General features: G+C 69.0%; 16 protein-coding genes, 1 tRNA gene and 2 pseudogenes. 8 read left to right on the top strand and 11 right to left on the bottom strand.

Translation table 11 applies throughout. The features are described 5' to 3' along the window. Positions 1 to 390 precede the first annotated feature (390 nt). The 3 genes from GPJ59_RS03145 to GPJ59_RS03135 all read right to left on the bottom strand — a co-directional run bounded on the left by GPJ59_RS03145 (position 391) and on the right by GPJ59_RS03135 (position 2,090). Positions 391 to 594, bottom strand: coding sequence for a hypothetical protein (locus GPJ59_RS03145; protein ID WP_219664778.1), 204 nt, complete (start codon positions 592 to 594; stop codon positions 391 to 393). A gap of 255 nt (positions 595 to 849) precedes the next feature. Beyond that, positions 850 to 1,341: a DUF1772 domain-containing protein gene (locus GPJ59_RS03140; RefSeq protein WP_219664777.1), complete on the bottom strand. Its 492-nt coding sequence runs from the start codon at positions 1,339 to 1,341 to the stop codon at positions 850 to 852. 95 nt (positions 1,342 to 1,436) lie between these two features. Next, positions 1,437 to 2,090, bottom strand: a complete 654-nt coding sequence (locus tag GPJ59_RS03135; RefSeq protein WP_219664776.1) for a maleylpyruvate isomerase family mycothiol-dependent enzyme — start codon at positions 2,088 to 2,090, stop codon at positions 1,437 to 1,439. A gap of 71 nt (positions 2,091 to 2,161) precedes the next feature. Between GPJ59_RS03135 and GPJ59_RS03130 the strand changes: the two genes are divergently transcribed. After that, the gene (locus GPJ59_RS03130) at positions 2,162 to 3,076 is read left to right on the top strand and encodes a LysR family transcriptional regulator (RefSeq protein ID WP_219664775.1); all 915 of its coding nucleotides are present in this window, start codon (positions 2,162 to 2,164) and stop codon (positions 3,074 to 3,076) included. Between the two features lie 50 nt (positions 3,077 to 3,126). On the opposite strand, the pseudogene GPJ59_RS37025 reads toward GPJ59_RS03130, so the two are convergent. Further along, positions 3,127 to 3,375: pseudogene (locus GPJ59_RS37025) on the bottom strand (dCTP deaminase domain-containing protein); the annotation flags it as partial. Between the two features lie 308 nt (positions 3,376 to 3,683). Between GPJ59_RS37025 and GPJ59_RS03125 the strand changes: the two are divergent. The 4 genes and pseudogenes from GPJ59_RS03125 to GPJ59_RS03110 form a co-directional block, all read left to right on the top strand. Then, positions 3,684 to 4,163: pseudogene (locus GPJ59_RS03125) on the top strand (helix-turn-helix domain-containing protein); the annotation flags it as partial. After that, positions 4,160 to 4,714 (top strand): flavoprotein, encoded by a 555-nt coding sequence (locus tag GPJ59_RS03120; RefSeq protein ID WP_219664774.1) that lies wholly within the window; start codon positions 4,160 to 4,162, stop codon positions 4,712 to 4,714. The pseudogene GPJ59_RS03125 and the gene GPJ59_RS03120, both read left to right, overlap by 4 nt. Before the next feature lie 164 nt (positions 4,715 to 4,878). Beyond that, a complete protein-coding gene (locus GPJ59_RS03115) occupies positions 4,879 to 5,028 on the top strand; it encodes a restriction endonuclease fold toxin-2 domain-containing protein (RefSeq protein WP_258023779.1) in 150 nt (49 codons plus the stop codon). 29 nt (positions 5,029 to 5,057) lie between these two features. Continuing rightward, positions 5,058 to 5,501, top strand: coding sequence for a hypothetical protein (locus GPJ59_RS03110; protein WP_219664773.1), 444 nt, complete (start codon positions 5,058 to 5,060; stop codon positions 5,499 to 5,501). A gap of 112 nt (positions 5,502 to 5,613) precedes the next feature. Here GPJ59_RS03110 and GPJ59_RS03105 read toward each other — a convergent pair whose 3' ends face one another. The 3 genes from GPJ59_RS03105 to GPJ59_RS03095 form a co-directional block, all read right to left on the bottom strand. Next, positions 5,614 to 6,318: a restriction endonuclease gene (locus GPJ59_RS03105; protein ID WP_308120098.1), complete on the bottom strand. Its 705-nt coding sequence runs from the start codon at positions 6,316 to 6,318 to the stop codon at positions 5,614 to 5,616. Then, positions 6,315 to 6,614, bottom strand: a complete 300-nt coding sequence (locus tag GPJ59_RS03100) for a hypothetical protein (RefSeq protein ID WP_219664772.1) — start codon at positions 6,612 to 6,614, stop codon at positions 6,315 to 6,317. Before GPJ59_RS03100 ends, GPJ59_RS03105 begins: the two co-directional genes overlap by 4 nt. A 401-nt stretch (positions 6,615 to 7,015) precedes the next feature. Continuing rightward, positions 7,016 to 7,086 (bottom strand) — tRNA-Gly (locus GPJ59_RS03095). Positions 7,087 to 7,560: 474 nt separating this feature from the next. Between GPJ59_RS03095 and dcd the strand changes: the two genes are divergently transcribed. Together dcd and GPJ59_RS03085 are read left to right on the top strand one after the other, a co-directional pair. Beyond that, positions 7,561 to 8,148 carry a dCTP deaminase gene (gene dcd / locus GPJ59_RS03090; RefSeq protein WP_219664771.1) on the top strand — a complete coding sequence of 196 codons (588 nt, stop codon included), beginning with the start codon at positions 7,561 to 7,563 and terminating at the stop codon, positions 8,146 to 8,148. Next, positions 8,145 to 8,657, top strand: a complete 513-nt coding sequence (locus tag GPJ59_RS03085; RefSeq protein ID WP_219664770.1) for a phosphoribosyltransferase — start codon at positions 8,145 to 8,147, stop codon at positions 8,655 to 8,657. Before dcd ends, GPJ59_RS03085 begins: the two co-directional genes overlap by 4 nt. 242 nt (positions 8,658 to 8,899) lie before the next feature. Here GPJ59_RS03085 and GPJ59_RS03080 read toward each other — a convergent pair whose 3' ends face one another. After that, a complete protein-coding gene (locus GPJ59_RS03080; RefSeq protein WP_219664769.1) occupies positions 8,900 to 10,333 on the bottom strand; it encodes a recombinase family protein in 1,434 nt (477 codons plus the stop codon). 247 nt (positions 10,334 to 10,580) lie between these two features. Beyond that, positions 10,581 to 11,522 carry a Yip1 family protein gene (locus GPJ59_RS03075; protein ID WP_219664768.1) on the bottom strand — a complete coding sequence of 314 codons (942 nt, stop codon included), beginning with the start codon at positions 11,520 to 11,522 and terminating at the stop codon, positions 10,581 to 10,583. Positions 11,523 to 11,767: 245 nt separating this feature from the next. Between GPJ59_RS03075 and GPJ59_RS03070 the strand changes: the two genes are divergently transcribed. After that, positions 11,768 to 12,235 (top strand): hypothetical protein, encoded by a 468-nt coding sequence (locus GPJ59_RS03070; protein ID WP_219664767.1) that lies wholly within the window; start codon positions 11,768 to 11,770, stop codon positions 12,233 to 12,235. 97 nt (positions 12,236 to 12,332) lie between these two features. Here the strand turns inward: GPJ59_RS03070 and GPJ59_RS03065 are convergent, their stop codons facing one another. Together GPJ59_RS03065 and GPJ59_RS03060 are read right to left on the bottom strand one after the other, a co-directional pair. Next, positions 12,333 to 14,603, bottom strand: a complete 2,271-nt coding sequence (locus tag GPJ59_RS03065; protein ID WP_219664766.1) for a (Fe-S)-binding protein — start codon at positions 14,601 to 14,603, stop codon at positions 12,333 to 12,335. Positions 14,604 to 14,712: 109 nt separating this feature from the next. Next, the gene (locus GPJ59_RS03060) at positions 14,713 to 15,258 is read right to left on the bottom strand and encodes a sugar transferase (RefSeq protein ID WP_219664765.1); all 546 of its coding nucleotides are present in this window, start codon (positions 15,256 to 15,258) and stop codon (positions 14,713 to 14,715) included. Positions 15,259 to 15,555 lie beyond the last annotated feature (297 nt).

The following is a 15,555-nucleotide window of genomic DNA, read 5'->3' as shown; positions in this document are numbered from 1 at the left end:
GAAAAGGGCGGAGCGCATGCCGCAGCCTTGTCCCGGGGGCGGGTGCGGGCAGCGGCACACGGAATCCGGCATCGAATGACAGCCCCGGACCAGGGCCGCACCAGGGTTTGTAGCCCTCCGCCAAGAGAGGCTGGAACAAGATCACCGCCGGCTCACCCATGTGGCCGTACGCCGTCACCCGCCGAAACGATCAACCAGTTCGGTGCGCGTGTGACCACTCGACGGGGTGCGATGACCAGGCCCGAAGGGGCAGGCTCACCGGTGATCCCGCGCACTGTGCAACGCCCCCACCGCCTCGAACGAGGCGCCGACCCGGACCGTAACCGGACCAGTCCAGCCGAGCTGCCCAACATGACGAACGTGCCGCCGCACGATGCCGGCACACTCGTGTCATCGTCCCTGCCGCCGGCTCCGCCGCGCGAGCTGCTGGGCGCGGTCTCGTAGCTCGGCCTCGCGGAGGCGGCCGAGTCCCCGCTCGCCGGCGGCGAGGGAGTCGAGGCGCTTGCGGAGGGCGTCGGGCGCGTCCTGGAGGCGGGTGCCGAGGAGAGTGGAACGAACTGGGCATTCCTGCGAGATGGGGCACGTGGAGGGCACGACAGCCTTCGAGAGGCCTAGACAATAACGAAGGCCCAGGTCGCTGACCTGGGCCTTCGTTCACGAGCGGATGACGGGAATCGAACCCGCGCCATAAGCTTGGGAATCACCCGGCACTTGGGCCTTCATGTGGCCTCTGACCTGCGAGAACGTTCCCTATCGGTCCCGTCCTGCGCGCCCGGTCCGGCCTCTTGTACACCGCTGTTCACCGCCCCTACTGGCACGTTGTGGCACGGCCGAGCCCCCTGATCGTCTTCAGGCGGGGGTGGCCTGCAGCTGCTTCCGGCCGGCCGGCGGTTGCCTCAGGGAGAGGCTGATCAGCAGAGCGAACGCGGTGAGGGCGGTGAGCGTGCGCAGGTTGTTGAAGAGTTCCCAGCGCCGCAGGATCTCCGCCTGGTCGACCGGTGCCGAGGTGAGCGCCCACTCCTTGATCCGGCCGTTGATCGGCACATTCCCGAGCCGAGTTGTCAGGAAAGAAGCGAGGGTCAGCAGACCTGCCGTACCCGCGATCAGCCGGGCGCGGCCGCGCGTCAGGGTCGCGAGAGCGAGGGAGCTCAGCGTCGACACCGCCATCGCGGCCTGCATGGTGATGCCGTTCATCTTCATCAGCTCGGCGTGGAACGACAGCCGCATGTCGAGCGGTACCGCGTTGAAGGTGGGGACGAGGTTGGCCGCGCCGTAGCCGAATGCGCCGGCGAGGAGGCCGGTGGCGAGCAGGGCGAGCCCTTGGAGGAGTCGGATGCGCATGTTCGTCGGCTCCATTGCATGGCTCCATTACATGGGTGCTTGTGGGGCCAGGTCCGGTCGACGGCCCTGAGCGAGGGGGGCGGGGATCGCCGCCGTCACGCCTGCGCCGCGAGGAAGCGATCGCCCGGTGCACCGCGTAGGTGTCCCGGTGGGAGCCGTCGGCCGTATGCGAGAAGGAGGAGATCCTGTGCGGCGCCGGACAGGGGCGTTCCGGTACCGAAGGACCAGTCGAGGTCGTAGGCGCGGAGTTCGATGCCGCTTAGGTCGGCTCCGAAGAACTTGAGGGTCCTCGTGTCGACGCTCTCCAGGAGGATGCGCACGCGATCCTCGGGAACGCGGCGCTCGAGGCCCAGCGCGACGGTGATGTCCAGGCCATGGATCACGTCGTGGCCCAAGGCCGCCTCGATCCCGCCGACCGGCGGCTTCCAGGGGTGATCCGCGTTGTCACTCAGCAATGCGGCGAGCTCACGCGTCGAGTGGGTGGCCGCGTCTTCACGGGCGCATCGATCGGTCATCCGGTGGAGATTGCCTCGCGCCCTGATCAGTTCCCACGCCATCTTGGAAAACGAGTACCGAAACCCCATCGACATGTGGGCCGCGACTTCCCGTACCCGCCACCCCCCGCACAGGGTCGGCGCCTCCCACTCTTCCGGTGACAGGCCGTCCAGTACGGCCGCCAGCTCCCGGCGTTCGGCTGCGATCGCGGCTCTGATGTCCGCCGCTGGTCTCCGGCCCGTCGTGTTCCCCATGGCCTCAAGGCTCCCGGTAGCCCCGCCATAAGTCCAAGAGTTTGCATGTCTCGCAACTAGAATGATCAGTTATGGACATTCGGCAGCTGCGGTACTTCGTCACCGTCGCGGAGGAAGCCAACTTCACCCGAGCCGCCGCCCGTCTGCACCTGGCGCAGCCGGGGGTGAGTGCCCAAGTCCGCCAGCTGGAAAAGGAACTCGGGCACCCGCTGCTCGACCGCTCCGGCCGGTCGGTGACCCTGACCGAGGTGGGCGAGGCCGTCCTGCCGTACGCGCGGGCCGCGCTCACCGCCGTCGAAGCGGTACGTCAGACCGCGGACGAGTTCACCGGTCTGCTGCGCGGACACGTCACCCTCGGCCTCGTCTCGGGCGCGGCCGCGGCAGCCCACCGGTTCGACCTGGCCGGGCTCCTGGCCGGCTTCCACGAGGACCACCCCCGCGTGGAGATCGCCCTGACCGAGGACACCTCGGAGCGGATGCTCACCGCACTGCACCGAGGGGAACTCGACATCGCCGTGATCGGCCTCGCGGCCGAGGAACCCCCGCCAGGCATCTCCCTCCAGGTCCTGGTCGACGAACCCCTGGTCGCAGCCGTCGCCCCGGACGACCCCGCCCTCACACCCCCGGACCGCACCACCATTCCGCTGGCCGAGCTCCGCGATCGCCCGCTGATCAGCCTGCCGCGCGGCACAGGGCTGCGCGGGGTGCTCGACCGCGCGTGCGCGCGGGCCGGGTTCCAGCCCCGCATCGCCTTTGAGGCGGCCGCTCCGCTGTTCCTCGCCCAGCTCGCCGCCCGCGGTCTCGGCGTCGCGGTGGTCCCGGCCCTCCCCGCCGGTACGGCGTCGGCCTTCGGGCTGCGGACGCTGCAGATCACCGAGCCGCGGCTACGCGGCCGGGTCGCTCTGGCCTGGCGGACGGACGGCCCCTCCAGCCCCGCCGCCACCGTCTTCCTGGACCTGCTGCGTACGGGTCTGGGCCCAACCTGAAGCAATGTGTGGGCCGTTATAGCACTCGAATGGCGGCGCGGGCGCCGGGAGGAGCCGGTCCGCTCCAGCGTGTGGCCGAGGTAGAGGTGGACCGGCTCCAGAACGTAGCCCTCGTCGGGGAGGGTGAGTTCGCGGAAGGCGGTGGGGGCGGCGGCGTCCAAGTCGCCCTGGCAGACGCGGAGGGTGCTGCCGAGGCGCCAGTCGTAGGCGTTGGGGGAGAGACGGACGGGGTCGTACGGGTCGATGGTGATGTGGCCCCCGTCGCGGGCGGCGGCGATCGCCGGTCCGGTGAGGATCACGAAGTCACCGCCGAGCTGTCGAGGTCGCGCCAGTAGGCGGAGGGCTGCGGGCCCGCGGGCGGCCTCCTGGAGGGGTGCGGTGCGACCAGGCAACCGGCTCATGGACGGCCTCCGCGATGTCCTGTGCGGCTCCTGCATTGCGTATGCACGTTGTGCATAGCGTCCAAGTTCCTTGCGGCTAGGCTCGGTTGGGCAGGCAGGATCGGTCTCGGCAGAAGGGGCCGTGGCGCAGATGGCCGACACACGGGGCGAGGCGCACCGCATCGGTGAGCTGATCCGCCAAGCGCGGGTCTTACAGGGCTCACCATCTCGCCGTCCTCGGTCTGCTCCTGCTGCGCGGAGTCACCGCCGCGAGCCGAGCCGGCGACCGAGCAGCCACCAGCGAGTTCGTGGCCGAGGCCAAGGACGTGGCGCAGTACGTCGCCCTGGACCAGCCCGATGCCTGGGCCAATTTCAGCCCGACCAACGTCGCACTGCACCAGATCAGCGCGGCGGTGTCCTTCGGCGACGCGGGCATCGCCCTCGATGCAGCCCGCCCGCTCATGCGCCGCCACATCCCTGTCCCCGAGCGCAGAGCCGCCCTCTGGATCGAGACCGCCCGCGCCTACGCCCAGCAGGGCCGACTCGCGGACGGCTACCAGGCGCTGCGGATCGCCGAGACCTGCGCCGCCCAGGACGTACGCCGTCCCGCCGTCCGCGAGCTGGTCGCGGACATGGCCGCCCGGGACCGTCGTCGTACGCTGCCAGAGCTCCACCACTTCAGCCGCCGACTGGGAGTACCCGCGTGACCGACCCGCAGTCCAAGCCCTTCCTGTACGTCGTCGTGTGCGCCGCCGGAGTCGCCGGCGACATCGGCAGGCTGATCACTGCCGCGCAGGACCGCGGTTGGGACGTCGGCGTGATCGCCACCCCGCAGGGCCTCGGCTTCCTGGACGTCGCTGCTGTCGAGGCCCAGACCGGCTACCCGATCCGCTCGGCGTGGCGCTCACCCGGCGAGGCACGGCCGTTCCCGCCGGCCGACGCCATCGCCGTCGCACCGGCCACCTTCAACACGGTCAACAAGTGGGCGGCCGGATTCGCGGACAACCTGGCCCTCGGCATCCTGTGCGAGGCGCCGGGCATGGGCATCCCCACGGTGGTGATGCCGTACGTGAACACGGCGCTGGCCTCCCACCGGGCGTACCAACGCAGCCTCGCCGAACTCCGCGAAATGGGCGTCCTGGTCGGCAACTATGAACCCCACCGGCCGAAGTCCGGCGGCGGGGCCGAGCGCTATCCCTGGGAGGAAGCCATCGATCTCTTGGCTCCCGTCACCGCGGTAGCGGCACGCCGGCAGTGACGATCCCTTTGGGGCTGGCTTCGAAGGGCGCCCGCCCCAAAGGGATACAGCAGAGTCAGACCTTGGTGATCAAGCGCGTAGCGAGCGCGCGGACCTCGGGTGTGAGGCCGTCGGTGATCTCCTGGGCGTAGGGAGTGCCGGGTCGGGTCGTGAGGTCGTGGACGGTGACCAAGTACGCAGCGGCCCTTCTCGACCCCCGAAACACCGAGATGCGCGGAGTCGAAGTGGACACCAACAATCCCGACTCCGTCTCCTACTGGCGCGTCATGATGGCCGCATACGGCGTCAAGGGCTACGCCCGCTACGTCCCCTGATCCGCTTCTCTACGCCAAGGAGCACCCGCGTGAACCCCTCCGACCTTGCCGAACTCCGCACGATGTACGTCTTCACACCCATTGACGGAGAAACGTGGGGACTCACCTTCGACAGCTTCAGGTCCTACCTGCTTGCACGAGACCCTGAAGCCTTCCTGCAGCTCGACGAAGGCAACACAGGCCCAGTCCGCAACACCAGCCTGCAGTTTGGGGTCACCTTCGACGAAGAGGAGTTGGAGGGTTTCGCACTTCTATCCCCGGAGGGAGTGGCGGTGAAGAACTGCACCGCACAAGAAGCCGCGAACTTCGTCGTCTGGCTCCGGGACCAGGTCGTGCCTCAGGACAAGGCTATTACCTTCAACACCGAGTGGGGCATTGAGGAAGACGCCCTGGACGAGCCTGTCCCCGACGTCACGCGCCCTCGCTTGGTCGCGGCCTTCCTCGCTCACCTCGAAGCCCTTGGGCTGGACTGAACCCACGGGTCGCAACGACATTCCACGGTGGGGTGGGTGCAGCACATGCTGCACCCACCCCACCGGCGCATCCCTACCGGCTGTGGTCCAGGGCCGGGCCGTTCTCGCAGGGTCAGGACAGTGATGTGGGCTTTCGGGGTGGCGGGACGGCGCGGAGGAGTTCCCAGAGAGGGCGGGAGCCGCTCGCCCATTGGGCGAGGAGCTTGCGGTCGACCAGGTGCAGGTGCTGGGACTTGGCGAAGTCGAGGGCCGGTGCGGAGAAGCGGCCGTTGGTGAGCATGACCAGGACGTCGCCGCCGTGTATCTGGCGGCCGGTGCCGTTGAGCACTTGAAGATCGGGGGTGCCCACGGCGGAGCCCGACCAGCCGGCCTTGCGGTGCTTGCACTGGATCACCCAGAGCCGGTCGAAGGGGTCGGTCGCCTTCACGTCCGCCCCGTTGTCGCCGCGCCCGCCGACCTGCTGGGCGTCACCGCATCCGTCGCGGCGCATCAGGTCGCGGACGGCGAACTCGAACTGGCGGTGGTGAAGGCCGTCGAGCTGCTCGACCGCGTACCGGAGCCCCTGAGCCCGGACCCGGTCCCACCGCGCGGCCTCCTGTCGCCGATGCAGCCACACAGCGCCCGCACCAGCTGCTGCCAGGAGGAGGAGAGCGACGACCCAGGGATGCGCGGCCAGCCACGACAGCACCGCCAGCACCAGACTCAAGACCATCGCCGCGATCAGCACGAGCATCCACAGCTCGACCGGCACCGCGCCCTTGTGCCGCCGTGGACGGCGCCCGGCGCCCGAGCGGCGTCGGGCCGGACGGCGGCTCACCGCCCGCTCCCCGAGCTGGGGAAGACGATCGGGTACGAGACCGTCGGTGTCGGTCGCACCGCCGGCTTGTCCCACCCCGGCCACTTGATCGGGTACACCGTGGTCGCCTGGGGCTGAGGTAACAGCTCATGGCCCTGCTGCGTGCCGGTGGCAGCCGTGTTGCCGCTGCCGAAGATGAACACTCCGGCCACGATCATCCCCAGGATCACCGTCTCCCGGCGCGCACCCGCGGGGAGGCGGGTGTGCCTCCTGACCACGGTGCCGTCCGCCTTCACGTACTCCTCGATCACGGGCACTGCTGCGTCCCCCTCATCAGTCGCGTCACGCCTCCCTGCGCAACTGGTCCATGAAAGCACCGCGCACTGACAATGCGTCACCCTGCGATCACCGTTCGCGACCTCCGGCTGGCCGTGCTGCGCCCCATCGGCGGGCATGGATCAGGCGCCGCCCCTCCGCCCGCTGGCGGTCGGCGCACGGCGACTGCGAATTTGCCCCACAGCAGTCGGTTGTGACGCAGGTCACTGAAAATGCGTCTCATGATGCGAGGTGGCCTGGGGCTGACCTGGTGCAAGTGGTGCGCCGAAGGCCCTCTGGGTAGGGCATTCCCGCGAGTTGGGGCACACGGAGGGCAGGGCAAGGCTGGAGAGGTCTAGACAACAAACAAGCCCCAGGTCGCTGACCTGGGGCTTCGTTCGAGAGCGGATGACGGGAATCGAACCCGCGCTATAAGCTTGGGAAGCTCATGTTCTACCATTAAACTACATCCGCACAGCGGGCCAGTTGTCTGGATTCCGCATCGTTGCACACTGTACCCCATTGCTGGCCCCTGGTGAATCCGCCCAGGGGCTCTCGTGTTGTCCGAGGGGTACGAGGGGCTGTGCGGTGGTGGGTTGGGGCGTACCGTGGGGGTGCGGAGCGGCGGCTGGAGCGGGTCCCGATCATCCCCTAATGTGGCGATTCGTCGCAGTACGGCTCGTGGGGAAAGGGACTCGATGGAGCACACCGTCGTCCGTTGTGCCGAAGGGCACGTCTTCAGCACCTCTTCGTTTCCGATGCAGCAGCTCGGCCCCGGCCGCCTCGGCCCCGGGCGGCTCATCCGCTGTCCCCGGTGTGCGCGGCTGCGCCACGCCGTGCCCGTGACAGCGCTGAAGCGGTAGCGGAGAGTAGCGGGGAGTAGCGGAGGGCGGGCGCGCCCGGGTGCTCGATTGGGGGTGCCCGGCGCGCTCTGCGTATCCTCGGGACGTGCTTCTCTCAGACAAGGACATCCGGGCCGAGATCGACAGCGGACGGGTACGCATCGACCCGTTCGAGGAGTCGATGGTGCAGCCCTCCAGCATCGACGTGCGGCTCGACCGGTATTTCCGGGTCTTCGAGAACCACCGCTATGCCCACATCGACCCCGCCATCGAGCAGCCCGACCTCACCAGGATGGTCGAGCCCGACGGGGACGAGGCCTTCATCCTGCACCCCGGCGAGTTCGTGCTCGCCTCGACGTACGAGGTCATCTCGCTGCCCGAGGACATCGCCTCCAGACTGGAGGGGAAGTCCAGTCTCGGGCGGCTGGGGCTCGTGACCCATTCGACTGCCGGATTCATCGATCCGGGGTTCTCCGGCCACGTGACCCTGGAGCTGTCGAACCTCGCGACGCTCCCGATCAAGCTGTGGCCCGGGATGAAGATCGGGCAGCTGTGCATGTTCCGGCTCAGCTCGCCCGCGGAGTTCCCGTACGGCAGTGAGCGCTACGGGTCCCGGTACCAGGGCCAGCGCGGGCCGACCGCCTCGCGCTCCTTCCAGAACTTCCACCGCACCCAGGTGAGGCGACCGGCATGAGTGACGTAGTACGCGAGAACCTCGACTACGAGGGCTTCGGCCGAGCCGTGCGCGAGCTGGCCCAGACGATCGCCGACGACGGCTTCGAGCCGGACATCATCCTGAGCATCGCGCGCGGCGGTGTCTTCGTCGCGGGCGGCCTCGCCTACGCGCTGGACTGCAAGAACATCCACCTCGTGAACGTGGAGTTCTACACGGGCGTCGGCACCACCCTGGAAATGCCCGTCATGCTCGCGCCGGTGCCCGACGCGATCGACTTCAGCGACAAGAAGGTCCTGATCGCCGACGACGTCGCCGACACGGGCAAGACGCTGAAGCTCGTGCACGACTTCTGCCTCGGCCACGTGGCCGAGGTCCGCTCCGCGGTCATCTACGAGAAGTCCCACTCGCTCGTGAAGTGCGAGTACGTGTGGAAGAAGACCGACGACTGGATCAACTTCCCCTGGTCCGTCTTGCCTCCAGTAAGTAAGTCGGGCGAGCCGGCCAAGCCGAACCTGGAAGCACTGTAGCCCTTGGCGTATGGGCCCTGTGGCCTTCCGTGCCGAGGTTCTGCGGGAGGTGCCCCCGTGCCGGGCTGCTCACCGGTTGGTGTCCCTGCCTGCGCCATGCCTCACTGCCCTGCCGGCATGTCACGACGGCGGGGCAGTGCGCGTTCTGGGCCCTTGGAGGGCGTGAGCGATCTGGTGGAGGACGCGCGGCATCTTTGCCCACCAGCGGATGAGGCCCCAGTGAATCACCGGGGCTCTCTCAGTCAACGCCAGACAGGGTCGATCAAGTCGGGGTCGAACTTCCGCTTGCCTCGTCCTGCGGGGTGGACGATCACAGCCGTCAGGCTGTGCAGCACGATCTCTCGCTGTCGTTCGATGGGGAGGTCGAAGAACTCTGCTTCGGACAGGTCGGCCGTGCTGCCCTTGGCCTCCGCCTGCTTCTGCTCCTTGTAGAAGCGGGCTCGTTCCAGTTTCAGGGCGTCCCGCTCGCGCTCCTTGTCGGGCAGCAGTTGCAGGAGCGTGGAGACGGTGATCGTCTTGGTCTTCTCGGCCTCGATGAGCTGGGCGATGTCAAGGAGGAGTGATTCCAACTCCGCTTCCCGGGGCCAGCGTTCCTCGGTCGGCACGGCCGTCGTGGCGGCCTTCTCGCGTTGCTCCTGGAGTACGAGGCGTGCGATGAGCTTGTCCACGGGCTCGCCGACGCGGCCGACCTTGCCGCAACCGCCGTTCACCTTGGAGCACTGGTAGGTGTACTGCGCGCCCTTGGACCCCGGCTTCCACTTGTGGTTGACCTGGCCCCGGATCTTGCTCTTGCACAGGCCGCAGCGGGCGATGCCGGAGAGCAGGTACTTGCGTGCGAGGGTCTGGCCGGCCTTGCTCTGCTTACGCTCGGCGATGGCCGCGCAGACGGCTTCCCACTCCTCGGGGGTGTTGATCGTCTCCCACTCGCCCCTGACGGGCTTGCCGTCCTCGCCGTGCAGGATCTCGCCGTGGTACGTCCGGTATCCCACCAACCTCGGGTTGGTCAGGATGTGCTCGACGTGATGGTGGGCCATGCGCTTGGTGCCGGCGCGAGGGTTGCCCAGTCCCTCTTCCTGCCACCGCGTGCGGACGGTGCCGATGCGGACCCCGGCAAGCACTTCCTTCTGTGCCGCGCGAATGTGCACTGCCGCCTCGGGGTCCACCTTGTCGCGGTCGTCCTTCCGCCACCCGTACGGTGCCGGACCGCCGTTGCTCTTGCCCTGCTGTGCCAGCTCCAGGTGCTTGCGCTTGATGCGCCGCGACGTGTCGTGCGACGACTTGTTGGCGAACGCCACCATGATCCGGGCCATCGTGCGTCCGTCGGCCGTGCCGAGGTTCACGTCGTTGGTGACCGTCGCGAACTCCAGCCGCGGACGGTCGTCGAAGATCTCGATCAGGCGCTCAAGGTCGCGGGGCTGGCGGGCCAGGCGGTCGAGGTCGTACGACACGACTCCGTCGATCAGGCCGGCCTTCAGGTCCTTGAGCATCAGCTCGAACTCTTCGCGGACGACGTTGCGCTTGAACGCCGAGACGTCGTTGTCCTCGTAGACCTTCACCGGCTGCCAGGTCCGCAGGTCCGCCAGGCGCTCGCAGTCCGTCCGCTGGCGGGCGACGCCCAGGGCCTCGCCCTCGTCGTCACGCGAGATCCGCGTGTAGATGCCCACCTTGCGCGCCATGATCGGGGCCTCCCCTGCCTGCGGCCTGGTCCGTCTGTACCGCAGCAGGTTACTACCGTCATTCAGTCCATTTTTAAGATCCGTCAATCCCCCCGTGGTCAAGCGGGAGGGCCAGGTTCTCGACGCCTGACCGAGGACGCGAGAAGGCGAGAACGCGAGGAGGGGCCGGCGGAAACGGACGCCGGCCCCTCCTCGTCGTGTGTGCTGTTCGTCGTACGGACTGCCGTGCCCCCGGCGCGTGCCGGTGTTACAGCGTGCCCAGCTTGATGATCGACAGCAGGGCGATCAGCTGGATCGCCGACGCGCCGAGGGCCTTGGGCCACGGCAGGTCGTGGGACTTGCTGATCAAGGACGTGAAGAGGGCGCCGGCCGCGACCCAGGTGGCCCAGCCGAGGGCCTGGACCAGCATGTTGTCGCCGCCCAGGAAGAGGGCGAACAGCAGGCGGGGCGCGTCGGTGACCGACATGACCAGCATGGACAGGCCCACGGTCGGCTGCCAGGAGCCGTCGCCGCCCAGTTGGCGGGCCAGCGTGTGGGTGACGCCGCCGAGGAGCAGCCCGCAGATGACGAAGGCGGCTCCGGCGCTCAGGACGATCGGGACGGCCTGGGACAGGGTCGCGTTGATCACGTCCTTGCGGGCTTCGTCCAGGCCGAAGACGGCCAGCAGCCCGTAGAGGAAGGTGACGATCAGCGCGGGGCCCCAGACGGCGTAGTCGCGCATCTGGAGGAACGTCGGCCCCGGCTGCAGCACGATGCCGCGCAGCAGCGCCTTCCAGGGCAGCCGGGGGCCTACGGGCGCGGCCGCGGCGGCGCCGGCGTGGTACGTCGCGCCCTGGCTGTACGGGTCCTCGCCGAAGGCGAAGGCCTGTGTGTGGCCCGGGTTGTTCGCGTACGCGCTGCCGTCGGCCGGGTGCTGAGGGTACGGGTACGGGGGCTGCGCCCCGTGGCCGCCGTGCCCGTGCCCGTGGCCGTACGGCGGGGCCCCGTGCGGGTCGAAGTACTCCGGCTCGCCGTGGTCGCCGGGGCCCTGTTGGGGCCACTGCTGCTGCGGGGGCGGGCCCGCCGGGGGGTAGGGCTGCTGGCCGTACGGCGCCTGCGGCGGTTGCTGCTGACCGTACGGCTGCTGCCGCGGGGGGTGTTGAGGACCGCGGTTGTCGTCCCGTCCGCGTCCGATCCTGAATCCAGCCACGTGATCGAACGTACCTGGTCCGGCGGGCGGTCGTGGACGGGCGGCCGGAAGATGCGCCCTTTGCGGCTGACCTGTGACATCCCTTAGGGGATGCCGGGGAGGGCAGTGCATGTCCGGTTTGCAGGGTTGTGCGGGGGTCTATGGGTGGCTGTTACGTACTCGACGAGATATCCACATATCGGGCTCGTAGCTTCGGATGCGTTGCGTTGCAGCCGCCCCCGAAGACCACGAGGAAGTGCCACGACATGCGTGCCCCCCGCCGGAACACCCTCCTTCGAGCCGCCGCCGTCACCGTCACCGTCACCGGTGCGGCCACCATCGCCCTTGCCCTCCCCGCGGGCGCCGCGTTCGCCGATTCCCCGACCGTCACGAAGAAGAAGGCCGCGGAGAGCTCCGTGCTCGTCGCCGTCGGGGAGGGGCGGCTCGCCAAGCTCGTGGACGGCCCGAACGGCAAGCGTGTCGAGATCTCCGCGCCGAACGGCAACCGTCTCGTCACCCTCGCCGTCCTCGATCTCAGGCACCCCAGCGCCTACGACACCGGCTGGACCTACCGACTCGTCCAGGACGGCCGGCGCGTGAAGTTCGTCGTGGTCGACGGCAAGCGCGGTGGTGACAGCTGGGTGTACGACTTCGGCGGCCGGTTGGTCGGGCAGTACACCGTCCCGAAGAGCGCCCTCCCCGAGAACGTCCCCGGGAAGGCCGGCCGGGCCTGACCGGGGACCTGTGAACGGCGAACGGCCGGTCTTGCCACGGGGGGCAGGACCGGCCGTTCGCTGCGCCGTCAGGCGCGCCGCACGTAGGCGGCCGGCGTCACTTCGCCGGCGCCGGCTCCGGCTCGCTCGGCTCCGCGTCCGCGGCCGGCTCGGCCGGCGGCGGGGTCTTGACGGACTCCAGCAGCAGCTGGGCCACGTCCACGACCTGCACGGACTCCTTGGCCTGGCCGTCGTTCTTCTTGCCGTTGACCGAGTCGGTCAGCATGACGAGGCAGAACGGGCAGGCGGTGGAGACGATGTCCGGGTTGAGGGACAGGGCCTCGTCCACGCGCTCGTTGTTGATGCGCTTGCCGATCCGCTCCTCCATCCACATCCGCGCACCACCGGCGCCGCAGCAGAAGCCGCGCTCCTTGTGGCGGTGCATCTCCTGCTGGCGCAGGCCCGGGACGGCGTCCATGATCTCGCGCGGCGGCGTGTAGACCTTGTTGTGGCGGCCCAGGTAGCAGGGGTCGTGGTACGTGATCAGACCGTCCACCGGGGTCACCGGGACCAGCTTGCCCTCGTCGATGAGGTGCTGGAGCAGCTGCGTGTGGTGGATGACCTCGTACTCGCCGCCGAGCTGCGGGTACTCGTTGGCGATGGTGTTGAAGCAGTGCGGGCAGGTCGAGACGATCTTCTTCGCCGACTTCGGCTTACGAGTCGACTCGTCGTCCTCGTCCTCGCCGAACGCCATGTTCAGCATCGCGACGTTCTCCTGGCCCAGCTGCTGGAACAGCGGCTCGTTGCCCAGGCGGCGCGGCGAGTCACCGGTGCACTTCTCCTCGCCGCCCATGATCGCGAACTTGACGCCCGCCATGTGCAGCAGCTCGGCGAAGGCCTTGGTGGTCTTCTTGGCCCGGTCCTCCAGGGCGCCGGCGCAGCCGACCCAGTAGAGGTAGTCGACCTCGGTGAGGTCCTCGACGTCCTTGCCGACGATCGGGACCTCGAAGTCGACCTCCTTGGTCCACTCGACGCGCTGCTTCTTGGCCAGGCCCCAGGGGTTGCCCTTCTTCTCCAGGTTCTTGAGCATCGTGCCCGCCTCGGACGGGAACGCGCTCTCGATCATCACCTGGTAGCGGCGCATGTCGACGATGTGGTCGATGTGCTCGATGTCGACCGGGCACTGCTCCACGCACGCACCGCAGGTGGTGCAGGACCACAGCACGTCCGGGTCGATGACGCCGTTCTCCTCGGCGGTGCCGATCAGCGGGCGCTCGGCCTCGGCCAGCGCGGCCGCGGGCACGTCCTTCAGCTGCTCCTCGGAGGCCTTCTCCTCGCCCTCCATGGTCTTGCCGCCGCCGGCCAGCAGGTACGGGGCCTTGGCGTGCGCGTGGTCGCGCAGCGACATGATCAGGAGCTTCGGCGAGAGCGGCTTGCCGGTGTTCCAGGCGGGGCACTGCGACTGGCAGCGGCCGCACTCGGTGCAGGTGGAGAAGTCGAGGATGCCCTTCCAGGAGAACTGCTCGACCTGGGAGACGCCGAAGACGTCGTCCTCGCCCGGATCCTCGAAGTCGATCTCCTTGCCGCCCGAGGTCATCGGCTGGAGCGCGCCCAGGGCGCTGGCGCCGTCGGCGTTGCGCTTGAACCAGATGTTCGGGAAGCCGAGGAAGCGGTGCCAGGCGACACCCATGTTGGTGTTGAGCGCGACCGTGATCATCCAGATCAGGGAGACGCTGATCTTCACCATGGCGGTGAAGTAGAGCAGGTTCTGCAGGGTGCTGACGGACAGCCCCTCGAAGGCCACGACCAGCGGGTACGAGGCGAAGTACGCGGCCTCGTACGAGTCCACGTGGTGGATCGCGCCTTCCAGGCCGCGCAGCACGTAGATGGCGAGTCCGATGGTGAGGATGACGTACTCGACGAAGTACGCCTGCCAGGCCTTGGAGCCGGCGAAGCGGGACTTGCGGCCGGCCCGGGAGGGCAGGCTCAGCAGGCGGATCGCGATCAGGACGAGGATGCCCAGGATCGTCATCACGCCGATGAACTCGATGTACATCTCGAACGGCAGGAAGCTGCCGATGACCGGCAGCGTCCAGTCCGCCTGGAAGAGCTGGCCGTACGCCTGCGCCAGGGTCGGCGGCAGGGTCAGGAAGCCGATCGCCACGAACCAGTGCGCGAAGCCGACGATGCCCCAGCGGTTCATCCGCGTGTGGCCGAGGAATTCCCGGACCAGGGTGACCGTGCGGGCCTTCCAGTTGTCGGTGCGGCTGCCCGCGGGTACGGGCTGGCCGATCTGCACGAACCGGTAGATCTGTGCGATGGCTCGGGCGAAGAGTGCAACGCCGACCACGGTCAGGGTCAGCGACACAATGATCGCGGCGAGTTGCATGAGGGGCTCCTCGGGCGGGCCATTACTAAGCGGTAACTTATTGAGTCAAGCCTGAGGTTACCCATTTATACGGCCGCACTGTAGCGGTGCAGGCGGTGATCTGTGTCGCTCAGGCCTGCCTTCCCCGCCTCAGTCGGAGCGCTGCGCGCGGTGTCTGGGCGAGGATGGCCAGGTCCATGCCGAGCCAGTGGCTCTCGACGTAGTGCCGGTCCAGCAGGGACATCTCCTCCCAGGGTAGGTCCGAGCGGGCGCTGACCTGCCACAGGCCCGTCATGCCGGGTCGTACGAGGAGCCGCTCGGGGTGCTCCGTACGGGCCTGGGGGCAGGGGCCGACCAGGGACATCTCGCCCCGCACCACGTTGAGCAGCTGCGGCAGTCCGGCCAGGGCGCACAGGTCGAGAGCCGCCGCGACCCGGTCGCCCTCGGCCCGGAAGCGCCAGGTACGGAACGGCCGGCCGGCTCGCCCGAGGCGGAGCTCGCGGACGAAGGGGTGGCCGCTCGGTACGAGGGCCAGCGCGAGCAGGGCCAGGGGCAGGGAGAGCAGGGCGAGCAGCGCCAGGGCGCCGACGAGGTCGAGGGACCGTTTCGCCGAGCCGTGCTCGGCCCAGGCCTGCCGCAGGGGGGCGGGGAGTGGTGGGAGCGTCGGGGCGTGCATGACGGCAGGGTGCCCCCGCGCTGCCCCTGGCCGGGGGTGCCGCGCGGCGCACATCCCCCGCCCGGCGGGTCCCCCGCCCCCGCTGCGCGGAGCTGTTCCCCTACCCGCCCCTTCCCGAAACCGGGGGCTCCGCCCCCGGACCCCCGCGCCTCAAACGCCGGCGGGGCTGTAGGGGCCTGACGGGCCGCACACAATCCAGCCCCCCCCGGGGTTTAGGGGCGGGGGCTTGGGGCGGTTCTTTTTCACACTCCCCCGGCCCCCAGAACCGGGGCGGCTCCGGTTTGCGTCCTTTCTCTT

Source organism: Streptomyces bambusae, assembly GCF_019400985.1.
Lineage (GTDB): Bacteria > Actinomycetota > Actinomycetes > Streptomycetales > Streptomycetaceae > Streptomyces > Streptomyces bambusae_A.
The sequence above is the reverse complement of the archived record's forward strand: the minus strand, read 5'-3'. Positions and strand labels throughout refer to the sequence as shown.

Excerpts from the sequence above, each read along its gene's own strand:
- GPJ59_RS03140 (WP_219664777.1), bottom strand. The coding sequence starts at position 1,341 with ATGCGCATCCGACTCCTCCAAGGGCTCGCCCTGCTCGCCACCGGCCTC.
- GPJ59_RS03135 (WP_219664776.1), bottom strand. The coding sequence starts at position 2,090 with ATGGGGAACACGACGGGCCGGAGACCAGCGGCGGACATCAGAGCCGCG.
- GPJ59_RS03130 (WP_219664775.1), top strand. The coding sequence starts at position 2,162 with ATGGACATTCGGCAGCTGCGGTACTTCGTCACCGTCGCGGAGGAAGCC.
- GPJ59_RS03085 (WP_219664770.1), top strand. The coding sequence starts at position 8,145 with ATGAGTGACGTAGTACGCGAGAACCTCGACTACGAGGGCTTCGGCCGA.
- GPJ59_RS03080 (WP_219664769.1), bottom strand. The coding sequence starts at position 10,333 with ATGGCGCGCAAGGTGGGCATCTACACGCGGATCTCGCGTGACGACGAG.
- GPJ59_RS03070 (WP_219664767.1), top strand. The coding sequence starts at position 11,768 with ATGCGTGCCCCCCGCCGGAACACCCTCCTTCGAGCCGCCGCCGTCACC.
- GPJ59_RS03065 (WP_219664766.1), bottom strand. The coding sequence starts at position 14,603 with ATGCAACTCGCCGCGATCATTGTGTCGCTGACCCTGACCGTGGTCGGC.
- GPJ59_RS03060 (WP_219664765.1), bottom strand. The coding sequence starts at position 15,258 with ATGCACGCCCCGACGCTCCCACCACTCCCCGCCCCCCTGCGGCAGGCC.